Origin of the sequence: Shewanella sp. 10N.286.45.A1 (assembly GCF_041470405.1) — a bacterium.
Taxonomy (GTDB): Bacteria; Pseudomonadota; Gammaproteobacteria; order Enterobacterales; family Shewanellaceae; genus Shewanella.
In genome coordinates this window covers 1296-12117 of record NZ_JBFRMK010000316.1, presented here as the reverse complement: position 1 = coordinate 12117, position 10822 = coordinate 1296, and the positions used below count along the sequence as shown (strand labels likewise).

Below are 10822 nucleotides of genomic sequence, written 5' to 3'. Positions count from 1 at the left end.
CAAATTGAAAAGCTTTGCCCATTTGAATGGCTAAAATTTGTTCGCGATCTCGCCCTGGCATTTACACTAGTGATCTTTTTAGCACTTCTATTTGCGGCATTGTTATTTAACAACCAGTTTATCAACCGTCATCAGCAACTATTGAGCGAGAATATTAATGAATCTGCTCACCACATTGGAAACCTGACTCAGGCCCATATTGACACTCACGCACAAGTATTAAATAGTGCCGCAAATTGGTTAAGTTTGAGTGAAACGAGCATCGAGCAACAACAAACGGCACTTTCGAAATTACACCAGCAGTACCCCGGATACATAACGATGCTAATCGCCGATGATCGAGGCATGATAGAGAGTGCTAGCCCCGTATCATTGCTCAATGGTGCAGATAAGTCTGCAGACTTAGATGTGTCAGATAGAGACTATTTTATTGAGGCATTCGTAAATCAAAATTCTTATATATCACCCGTTTTTTTAGGCCGAGGCTTTGGCAATGATCCCATCGTCGCCATTAGCGCCCCCCTCTATTCACCACAGAATGCCTACCAGCCTATTGGCATCATTGAAGGGTCTCTAGACCTCGAACGATTTAAGGAAATAGACAGAACTAATAAGCTATATAGAGATCAGTATATTGTACTTGTTGACAGACAGAACCGAGTTGTCTTCTCTTCACCAGAGCTCACTATTCAACCACTGAGTAATTTTAGCTACTCAAAGGATAATGCTCTTGATACTAGTCTATTACCCACCTTGAATATCCATGACAAAGCTAACATGTCACCTGAATATGTATACGCAGCTTATGATCTCGATATCGGATGGACTCTTTATGTTCTCAATCCTTTTAGACCTTTAGTCATGCTTGTCGAGCAAATGTATATTGCTACTTTTGCGATTCTCGCCATTTCACTGCTGGTCATTTTTCTGATCACACGTATCATTAGTGGCAGACTAACCCGCCCACTTGAGAAAATCGCCAGAAAGTTCAGCACTTCAAATAAGAATGACAACAGTGACTATGACATTGATGAGGACTCACCAAAAGAGATCTACTCTCTCTATAAACGACTAAAGCAAAGCAAGAGCCAGCTTATTGGCTATCAGTTGGAATTGGAGGAAAAAGTATCTTTAAGAACGTTTTAGCTAGAGCTGGCGAATCAAAAGTTAAAGTCATTAGCAGAGAGAGATCCTCTCACAGGACTCTATAATCGTCGCTATGCTGAAGAACAATTTCCATTGGTTCAAGAAAGCTGCCAAAGAAGCGATGAAGTGATTGCAATTGCTATCCTTGATTTGGATAGGTTTAAGGGCATTAATGACACCTATGGACATTTAGGTGGTGATCAGACGCTTAATACAGTTGCTAAGCTTCTTGAAAAAGACTTTAAGCGTGATGGCGATATTATCGTACGTTACGGTGGAGAAGAGTTCCTCATCATTATGCCGCTTTGTAATGCACTAAAAATTGAATCTCATCTCGACAGTTTTAGGCAGAGGCTTTCACAAGTCATTATTCACAACCCAGACGACAAAACTGAGTTTAGTGTTACTGCCAGTATTGGTGCCGTCATCGCTAACGGCACTTATAGTGCTTTGTTAGAAGACTGGATTAAACAAGCTGATTTGAACTTGTACCAAGCAAAAAACAGCGGCCGAAATAAGTTAGTATTTACCACTTTAAAAGATAATAACAACAAGGTTAATCGGTAATTATTGTATCCATTTTTTCAAGCATAAAGCCAAAAAATGGATTCCACTTTTGCCGCAGTATTTCACTTGGAGGCACACTGAGCACGCCGCGTTCACCTTTAGAGGCTCCAGCCCCTATTTGAATTCTTTGTCTTAACGGCGTTTTTAGCGGGCCGTATAACTCATCTGTTTTCGGAAACGGTAGTGCGATATGTGAAAGTGAGTAAACTTGTTTAGGCCATTGTTCATTAATCGCTACAATATCGTGATTGGAGGCTATAGTTCTGGCCTGAACTTCTCCTTCATCTTCACCAGTATTCTCTATCAAAGTAAAGTTGAAATTTAGCTCAGTCGACCCCATAAAATCTGCATAGGTTGATAACGGATCCGTCTCGATTAAGCTTAGGTTTACTTGAGTTCGGTTAATATCAAACATCACTAATTCATGCTGCTTATTCGGTAATTGCAGGTACAGGTCATTGACCACAGCCATGCTATCAACGGTGTCATCAGTTAAAGATTGGAACGTTAATATCGGCGCAATTCGGGCTTTCGCATCACGGTCCAATTGCGAGATTAACTCAACATTACGCCTAGCAAGTTGATACACCACATCTCCAGCATTCACTGCAAAAGAACTGTATTTGAATGGGTCATACTCAGTCTGAATACTATTCCAACTTAGCTTATCAAGCCCTAATAGATGACCGAGCCTCGATTGCCATTTTGCCCCAACTGCCACAGGCGGGAGCCCTATGGCTGGCGATAGGAATACTAACCCTGAAAAATCTCCACTTTCCCCTTCAGTAATCTTCTCAAGCTCATGATTAAGCGCAAGCGCTGCGCCAGTTGAAAAGCCAACCACATAAAGTGGTTTATTTTGCATCACCAGTTTCAAGTGTTTAGTCGCTATAGATACTGCAGCAGCCATATCTTGCCAAGTTACATCAACAAGCCCAGACGGCAAGGTGCCATGGCCAGGAAGTCTTAGCCCTAGGACATGCGCAGTCTCTTTATAGTGTTTAGCGAAATGTTGCATCGCGTAGGGAGAGTCTGACATACCATGCAACAACAAAATACCGTAATCAGCTTGTTCATTTTTCCACTCAAAGCTTCTATTCCAATTTTGAGGCCATTTTTTTGGATCTGAATAACTTCCCGAAACATAACGATTAAGCACCAATAAAGATTCAGACTTGGTTTGGGATGTCACCGTATCTTCAACTTCCGCAAACAATTTATCCTCTAATAGCAAGTAGTCATTGAAACTAGCAATACTCGGCTGTTGCCGATATTGTGCCTCTAGCTCTGTGGTATGCCATAGGTCGAGGTCTGGACGGGAGTTTAAATACCATACAGCGGCTGCAATTAAGGCAATACTGGTTCCAATAGAGGAGTAAAAGAGTGCAAATGCTAAATGCTTTGCCGATCCAATTACAATGGATTTCATCATCAATAGAGCTCATTAATAAGTTGTTGGTATAAAAAGATATAGTGAGTAGAATACTGGCCAATAACTTTAACTTACACTGTTTTTAGTTGTAAACAAATAGACAATATTATGATTGGAACTGAACACGCTAATACGTGCTTTTACCTGCCTACGCCACCAAAACTCCCAGAAAAGTGGCACCACTTAGCTCCCGGTGCAACTCAAGCTTTAGTCGAGTTGAATGGTAACCATTGGCGCAAAATTTTGACCATCATGGCTAAAATTGTAGTCAATGATAAAGATTGGCGACAATACCGTGATCAGTATCTATTAAAGTGTGATGAATCAATTGCTATAGGCGCTAACAACCTGAGTAATGTGGCACAGCGACACATTATTTGTGGTAAAGAAAGTGCGGACGTTTTAAATCTAGATAGTACAGAATTTATAGCTATTGGCTTGCAGGGGCCAAGCTTGTTAAAGCATCCAGATCAAAATATTTATTTATGCCCCTATTTAGACTATCGGCAGTTTCCCAATACACAGATCGATTTATTAAGACTGGCTTTGGGTCTTGCTCCACTAAACGCGACATCCGATTAAAAAGCGCCAATGGGCACTTTTTAATCGAGCAGAATATTAATCGTAGATAGTCGGAATTGCATCACGTTTATGTTGCGTCATACGGTAGATATTCACTAAGCGATCATTAACAGCATCACTGACTTCTTTCCCTTCAAGAAAGTCATCAATCTGGTCATAGGTCAAGCCAAGTGCAATTTCATCTTCAAGCTGAGGCTGTCCCTCTTCAAGATCTGCCGTCGGTGCCTTATCAACTAATATGTCTGGTGCACCTAAAAACTTTGCAAGAGTGCGAACTTGACGTTTATTCAAGCCAAATAAAGGTGCCAAGTCACAAGCGCCATCACCCCATTTAGTATAGAAACCAGTGATATTTTCTGCGCTATGATCAGTACCAACAACTAATCCAGCAACAAGCCCTGCAATCTCGTATTGAGCGACCATACGCATTCTTGCTTTAACATTACCTTTCACAAAATCAATTTTATCAGTATTAGGTAACGCGATTCCAGCGGCTTCTATTGCCGTTAGCGTCTCAGAATGGACTCCGTTGACGCCCTCTTTTATATTCACGGTCACCTGTTTAGAAGGCTTAATAAATTGACAGGCTAGCTGCGCTTCATCTTCGTCTTTTTGGATGTCATACGGTAAACGCACCGCAATAAATTGATAACCAGAGTCACCGGTGTCAGCATTAAGTTCTTCGACAGCCAATTGGCACAAACGCCCAGCTAGAGAGGAGTCTACGCCACCACTTATCCCCAACACGACTGATTGAGTGCTTGATTGCTTAAGTTTGGCTTTAATAAATGCGACTCGTCTTTGTACTTCAAAAGCAGGGTCAATTGCTTTGAGTACTTTCATTTCCCTTAAAATCTGTCCTTTCACGTAATAAACTCCAATGACATCAGTTGTTAACTAAGAAACTCAACTATTATGATCGAAATAACATAACAATACACGGCTATATTAACTTGAATATGCAACAACTCCTCTTTAGCTTGCAATTATTTACTAGTCCTAGGGTTCACAGCTAAGATAGACTGAATTTATCGTTCCTATCAGTAAACATTGGCATGCAAGACACGATTAAATATTGGCACCCACAAATTGTTAAAGAGATGGAGCTTAGCAAAGCTTACTTCAACAATTTTGTATTCGATCAGCACGTACACCTAGATTACCATCTTGGTGTCGTTGATTACGGTTGCCAGGAATATCGCCATAAGGGATCGAGTTATCGTTTGAGCCCTCAGCAAATATCGACCTTAAACCCAGATGAAAGCCATAATGGTTTTAGTTTTTTAGACAGTGGCTACAGGGCGCATGTCATGTCTTTGCCACTTCACTATGTAAAAAACCTTGAAGCAGAATTTAAACAACCACTATTCTTTAATCAACCACTCTACCCTGATAGCGAATTGTATCGTTATTTTCTCATGGTACATAACCAGTTAACCCTTGCTAATGACTACGTCAGTTCCTTACAAGCTGAAACCATGCTAATGGCTTTTATGACTGAGTTATTCACCAGGAACAACGAAGCATCTTTAACGCAGCCTAAGCATTACCGTTTATCAGCAGCGCAGTTAGAGACAATAAAATCGCTGTTTCACGATGATATAGGTGCTAATTTTGATCTGGCGTCTCTTGCTAATACTGTCGCACTGAGTAAGTTTCAGTTTTTAAGGCAATTTAAAAGTGCTACCGGTATGACTCCCCATGCATACTTAAAACGGATGCGATTAGAGTATGCTAAGAAGGCGCTTTTAAGTGGAAGCAGCGTCAGTGATACTGCTCATCAAGTTGGATTTTTTGACCAAAGTCATTTCAATAAAGCCTTTAAACATGCCTATTTAACAACCCCGGCGTTGTTTCAACGCCAGACATAATGCGAGTCTAAGGCACCTTATATATCACCTCTGCTCCAAGCAATATCCACAACTATTTCCCCCAAGGGATTCAGTTAAACAATGGCAATTGCAGCCACTGCAATTTTTTACAATCAATATTACCGATAGTAAGTAATAATAAGGGTTAACAATGATACCTCCCTTTCTTAAAATTGAGATTTAAACTATTTATGGATGTTCAATTACTCATTTCTCTCGCAGTGATCCACACGATTGCTTTAGCTAGCCCAGGCCCAGACTTTGCGTTGGTCGTCAAACTATCGACTCAAGAAAACAGAGCAGTGGCGATTGCATCAGCTGCAGGGATCTCTGTAGCAATCCTCGCCCACACTCTTCTTAGTCTGACAGGATTGAGCTTGATCATTCATAGCTCTGAGCAATTATTTATACTAGTGCAACTTATTGGCGCTACTTACCTTGCCTGGATGGGGATTGGCGCTGCGCGCGCAGCTCTCTCACATTGGCGCGATCCTGTTGCCTTAGAGAAGGCACAGCAAAGCGAAGGTTTGAGTGTTAAAAACGGCTTCCTACAAGGGCTTTACACCAATCTATTAAACCCTAAAGCATTAGTGTTTTTTATCACCCTGTTTTCAACACTCATCACACCGCAAGTGTCATTACTGACTAAAAGCGTTGCCGCAATATTACTGTTCACTCTTTCTATGATGTGGTTTAGCTTTATTGCTATGGTGCTCACCAAACCCCGAATACAGATTAAGCTAAAGCAAGCGACACCAATAATAAACTTGCTAACGGGCTTTGTATTTATTAGCGTCGCATTAGTAATCATATCAGGAGTCATTTTATAAAAATCGCAATAATTACTGAGTGCCACATTCCTATTTGTGCACTCAGTAATTAGCGCTATCACCTGGCTTATCTTCAATCAGTTAGCTGGTATTTTTCCAAACGGTATAGAAATGCTTTATAAGACAGACCTAACTGCTTTGCTGCGCGAGTACGATTACCCTTATGACGTTGCATCGCTTGCAACAAACAATCCTTTTCAAAAGTCTCCCATTCAAAGCCGGTTTCGGGCAGAGTAAACTGTTTAGCATCAATAACACCTGGACTCGGAGTCAACTCTGCGACAAGCTCTTCTTCATCTCCGAGCAATACAAAACGCTCAATACGATTAGATAGCTCACGCACATTACCGGGCCAAGGGTAATCTAACAGTGCTTTCATGGTGGTGGAACTTAAGCTCACCGCTTCCAGACCGTATTGTCCACCATGAATTTTTAGAAAGTGCTCTATCAATCTGCCAATATCTTCTTGTCTTTCACGTAACGGCGGCATTTCAATTGGCACCACATTTAAGCGATAGAATAGATCTTCACGAAATCGTCCTTCTGCAACTTCAACTTTGAGATCTCGATGTGTTGCGGCAATAACTCTGACATCAAGTTTAATTTCACTATTTTGCCCTAGTCGAGAGATCACTCCTTCTTGTAAAAATCGCAATAATTTAGTCTGTTGCAGTAGAGGCAACTCTGCTACTTCATCTAAAAAGATGGTGCCCTCGTTTGCCGCTTCCAATTTACCAATTTTTTGACTGCTAGCGCCGGTGAATGCCCCTTTCTCTGCACCGAATAGCTCAGATTCAGCCAAGCTTTCAGGGATGGCGCCGCAATTTATGGCAATAAACGGTTTACTTCGTCTTGTTGATAATTGGTACAACGCTCTGGCGGCAAGCTCTTTACCTGTGCCACTTTCACCACCAATTAATACTGTTGCATCCGTAGCACTGACACGCTGAACACGGGTATACACCTTTTGCATGCAAGGCGCTTTGCCCACTAAGCCCACCAGCTCCTGTTGCTGAGATAGTTCAGAAGCTAAACGCTTATTATGCTGTTTGAGTTTAAGTGACTTCGCCACCTTTTCGATTGCCATAAACAGTGATTGGCGTTGATAAGGTTTAGAGAGGTAGTCATCGGCACCCGCTTGCATCGCATCAACCGCATGAGTGATAGTGCCGTAGGCTGTCGCAATAATAAAGCCTAAATCAGCATGCTCCCGCCTTACGTAAGTCAGCAAATCCATGCCAGATAATTGACCCAACTTCCAGTCGGAAAAAACCAAATCGGGCACGCTTTCTTTTAAAGATAAAATAGCTTGCTCTACACTTGCAGCTTCACTAACGAGATAGTTGTTTGCTGCTAGCATTTGGCTTATTAATGAGCGCTGATCAGGTTCATCTTCCACCACAAGAATGTGCAAAGGCCGTTGACTCATCTATTTACTCTCCGCTGTATGGGGTGAGGAATCGATCAATAAAATAGTCGCTATAGTGCCGCCCTCTGGGTTATCTTTGTAAAGTATATCGCCACCATAATGACTTTCAATGAGTCGTTTAGCGATGTAGATCCCCATCCCGGAACCTTCAGCTTTGGTTGATATATGTGGTTTGAACATCTGCGTTTTAATTGACGCTTCGATCCCCTTGCCCCAATCTGTAATCACGATAGTTCTATTATTCTCAGTTTGACTCAATTCAATTTTAATCTGCGTGCCATTAACGTCTGCTTCAACAGCATTGATCAATACTGCATGTACAATGCTTCTAAGTTCTGACTCAGCCCCATGAACGGCCACCACCTTGTCAGCATCAAAAATAACGTTGGGTTTTAATCCCGAGATGGACAATTCCCCTAGTGATTTGGCCAAGATCTGCTAGATGCTGTTGCTGTGACATCTGCTGCTCTTTTCTTTTCCAACTTTCTAGTGCAAGACTCATGCGGTTAAAGCCACTCATGATCGTTTTAAGTTCTTTTACTCCCTGCTCTTTTAGCTGAATGCCAAAACGACCTTCACCTAGTTTCTTATGGCCACGAGCCAATTCACTTAATGGCTCTGTCACGTGATGACTTAACCAATAGGCTAATATTAGCGCCATAATACTTGTCAGCAGGATGACTAGCAGCACTGATTCACTAAATCGCTCCAGTAGATGATTAGCTCCTTGACTCGGTAATTCAATACTACGCTGCTCACGAATAACCATTCCATCATCAGTATCACCCTCAACAATCATGACTCTTCCAGCCTGGAGCCATTCATCAGTGTCAACGTCGAAACTATTAAGGCTTTCTTCAATTCGCTGTTGATACTCCTTAGCCGCCTCTATCTTTAACTGTTGCAGGTTTTCTCGTTCTCCTTCAATATCTCGGCGCTCTTTCTCTAACAAAGCTTGCACTTTCTCTTGCAGCGCCAATTGATGCTTCTGGTAGGCATCTCCCTTAGCCGTAGGCGCAGCGTTAGCAGTTATCTGCGCCAGAGACTGAGCAAGTTGAGCTATTTCTACGTCTAAATCTGCGATATCTTCATCAAGTTCGATTACAAATTGCTCGCTATCTTCAGTATCAATCAGTTCGTTATCCTCTGCTCTCGAAAACTCCCAGCTGTCGATATCGGACGCTTTTTGAATCACCACACTCACCAAACTCTTTGATAATGATCTTGAGCTCTGCTCCAACTCTTGTTGAAGCTGTGTTTTGAAATACTGAGCCACAAAAAGCTGACTAATCGCCAGCATCAAAATAAGTGCTCCAAACAGCAAAAAAACATAACGCTTAATAGACATAGTTAACTCTTTACCTGGTCTTAATACATTTAGTATTCAGAAGTTCTTTATCAGCTTTATAGCTATACAAGTTTAATACCAGCTTTAAAACAACAAAGAGCTCAGCTGAACCCTCATATAAAAGGCTGTCATTTGCTTTAAACCTTATCACGTTTAATAACAAAATCCTCATATGGGGAAGTCATCAGCTCTTATGAGGAAATATTGATGTTCTTTAGCGGCTTACTCTACAAATTTATAGTTAATAACCTCTCTATATCGCCTTTCAAGCTGTTGGCACGATCCTCGCTATAACGACTTTGCAATGAACAAACGAATCGATGGCGACTTTAAAGCCACAATTTTAAAAATTGAATGAAGGAAAAGAATAATGAAAAACAACTTACTTGTATGTGCACTATTAGCCTGCGGTTTAGCTTTTCAAAGTAGCACTATTGCAGCACCAACAGAGATCGACATAACAGAAACCGACAACAAAGTGTTTACGACTGAAATTGAAACCGATGAAAATGACATAACCCACGTGACAGTTAATTCCAATGGCAAGCAACATCAGCTCGCCTTTACTGCCCAGGAGTTGAAAGATAAAGAAGTGATCAAACAAAAATTAACTGTACTGCCAAAGGAAGACCAAGCCTTTCTAACACGTACCCTATCTCGTATGCAGCAACCGTCTAAAGACAATGTGTTTATCATCGATACCAAGCAAGATAAGACGATAAAAATAAAGCTTGAGAAACTCTATCAAGAGCTGGATGGTAAAACCACAGAAATTGAAGCTCATGTGGTAAGAATCGAAGCCAAATCTGGTGAGCTTGAAGCAAAGGCACTCGAATTAGAGCAGCTATTCGAGCAAAACGAAGGAGACTTTGAAATTCATATTGACTCTCTGTCTGATGAAATTGAGCTTATCACTGAGCAGATAACAGCACTAGAAGTGATGCGTTTTGGCGACAGTAACAACCATGGCCAGTTTATTATCATTAATGATGACGATGAGCAAAACGCCGAACATATACTCAGCTTAATTAACCACAGCGAACTGACTAAAGAGGACAGAGAAAAGCTCATCGCGGCACTCAAAGATGCTAAGTAAGCCTTACTTTAAGCAATAAGTGAACTCCCCAGTATGTTTTTGACGAACGAATTCAAGGTCATGACCTTGACTCAGGCAGACCAAACTCTTGGGGAGCGATCAAATCTTTATATTGATTGCAATAATAGGCTCGTCACCGAAGAACGACCTTATACCCATTCCATTAAGGATATGCTCAGTCAGGGCATTCAATTCAAGGCGCGTTGTGCAAGAAAATGGTTATTGCCTTTTGAGACAATGCAACGTAGCAGTGAAAGTCATGAGACGCTCACAACGTGCAGCTGATATTTAGGGCATGGGGAGATCACTTAATACAGCGCATGTGCCATTCGATATACGACTAAATAGTCTATTTTGTTTCATACAAAATAAGACATTCCGGCCCTCCTTGGCAGTCAGGTTTAGGAGTTACTAGACCAAGGGTGGTCGAAGGTAGAATAATGCAGCAGCAATTATCGAGAGTGGAGCAGGATGTCAGAGCCGAGCATAACGATTAGCGGTAAGCCACTGACTTGTCTAAA

At 41.5% G+C, this 10822-nt stretch carries 11 protein-coding genes; 6 read left to right on the top strand and 5 right to left on the bottom strand.

Features of this window, described 5'->3' with window-relative positions; all coding sequences use genetic code 11:
- Positions 1-1146: cache domain-containing protein (locus tag AB4238_RS20175; RefSeq protein WP_372035169.1), on the top strand; the 1146-nt coding region annotated here is incomplete at its 5' end.
- 6 nt (positions 1147-1152) lie between these two features.
- Entirely contained in the window at positions 1153-1713 is a 561-nt protein-coding gene (locus AB4238_RS20170) for a GGDEF domain-containing protein (RefSeq protein ID WP_372035172.1), read from the top strand.
- Here the strand turns inward: AB4238_RS20170 and AB4238_RS20165 are convergent.
- On the bottom strand, positions 1703-3142 hold the full coding sequence (locus AB4238_RS20165; protein ID WP_372035170.1) for an alpha/beta hydrolase: 1440 nt from the start codon (positions 3140-3142) through the stop codon (positions 1703-1705). The genes AB4238_RS20170 and AB4238_RS20165 overlap by 11 nt on opposite strands.
- A gap of 111 nt (positions 3143-3253) precedes the next feature.
- Here AB4238_RS20165 and AB4238_RS20160 point away from each other — a divergent pair, with 111 nt between their 5' ends.
- Positions 3254-3727, top strand: coding sequence for a DUF6942 family protein (locus AB4238_RS20160; RefSeq protein ID WP_372035167.1), 474 nt, complete (start codon positions 3254-3256; stop codon positions 3725-3727).
- Between the two features lie 36 nt (positions 3728-3763).
- On the opposite strand, the gene nadE is transcribed toward AB4238_RS20160, so the two are convergent.
- Positions 3764-4594 carry an ammonia-dependent NAD(+) synthetase gene (gene nadE, locus AB4238_RS20155; RefSeq protein WP_372035165.1) on the bottom strand — a complete coding sequence of 277 codons (831 nt, stop codon included), beginning with the start codon at positions 4592-4594 and terminating at the stop codon, positions 3764-3766.
- A gap of 188 nt (positions 4595-4782) precedes the next feature.
- Here nadE and AB4238_RS20150 point away from each other — a divergent pair, with 188 nt between their 5' ends.
- Complete coding sequence (locus AB4238_RS20150) at positions 4783-5598, top strand: AraC family transcriptional regulator (RefSeq protein WP_372035164.1); 816 nt, start codon at positions 4783-4785, stop codon at positions 5596-5598.
- A gap of 191 nt (positions 5599-5789) precedes the next feature.
- Positions 5790-6428, top strand: coding sequence for a LysE family translocator (locus AB4238_RS20145; protein WP_372035162.1), 639 nt, complete (start codon positions 5790-5792; stop codon positions 6426-6428).
- A 73-nt stretch (positions 6429-6501) separates the two neighbouring features.
- On the opposite strand, the gene AB4238_RS20140 is transcribed toward AB4238_RS20145, so the two are convergent.
- From AB4238_RS20140 to AB4238_RS20130, 3 genes are read right to left on the bottom strand one after another with little or no spacing between them, the layout of a single operon-like run.
- The gene (locus AB4238_RS20140) at positions 6502-7857 is read right to left on the bottom strand and encodes a sigma-54-dependent transcriptional regulator (protein WP_372035160.1); all 1356 of its coding nucleotides are present in this window, start codon (positions 7855-7857) and stop codon (positions 6502-6504) included.
- Positions 7858-8268, bottom strand: a complete 411-nt coding sequence (locus tag AB4238_RS20135) for an ATP-binding protein (RefSeq protein WP_372035158.1) — start codon at positions 8266-8268, stop codon at positions 7858-7860.
- On the bottom strand, positions 8231-9205 hold the full coding sequence (locus AB4238_RS20130) for a HAMP domain-containing protein (RefSeq protein WP_372035156.1): 975 nt from the start codon (positions 9203-9205) through the stop codon (positions 8231-8233). Before AB4238_RS20130 ends, AB4238_RS20135 begins: the two co-directional genes overlap by 38 nt.
- 370 nt (positions 9206-9575) lie before the next feature.
- On the opposite strand from AB4238_RS20130, the gene AB4238_RS20125 reads away from it, so the two are divergent.
- On the top strand, positions 9576-10301 hold the full coding sequence (locus AB4238_RS20125; protein ID WP_372035154.1) for a hypothetical protein: 726 nt from the start codon (positions 9576-9578) through the stop codon (positions 10299-10301).
- Positions 10302-10822 lie beyond the last annotated feature (521 nt).

Excerpts from the sequence above, each read along its gene's own strand:
- AB4238_RS20125 (WP_372035154.1), top strand. The coding sequence starts at position 9,576 with ATGAAAAACAACTTACTTGTATGTGCACTATTAGCCTGCGGTTTAGCT.
- AB4238_RS20165 (WP_372035170.1), bottom strand. The coding sequence starts at position 3,142 with ATGAAATCCATTGTAATTGGATCGGCAAAGCATTTAGCATTTGCACTC.
- AB4238_RS20160 (WP_372035167.1), top strand. The coding sequence starts at position 3,254 with ATGATTGGAACTGAACACGCTAATACGTGCTTTTACCTGCCTACGCCA.
- AB4238_RS20140 (WP_372035160.1), bottom strand. The coding sequence starts at position 7,857 with ATGAGTCAACGGCCTTTGCACATTCTTGTGGTGGAAGATGAACCTGAT.
- AB4238_RS20130 (WP_372035156.1), bottom strand. The coding sequence starts at position 9,205 with ATGTCTATTAAGCGTTATGTTTTTTTGCTGTTTGGAGCACTTATTTTG.
- AB4238_RS20145 (WP_372035162.1), top strand. The coding sequence starts at position 5,790 with ATGGATGTTCAATTACTCATTTCTCTCGCAGTGATCCACACGATTGCT.
- AB4238_RS20150 (WP_372035164.1), top strand. The coding sequence starts at position 4,783 with ATGCAAGACACGATTAAATATTGGCACCCACAAATTGTTAAAGAGATG.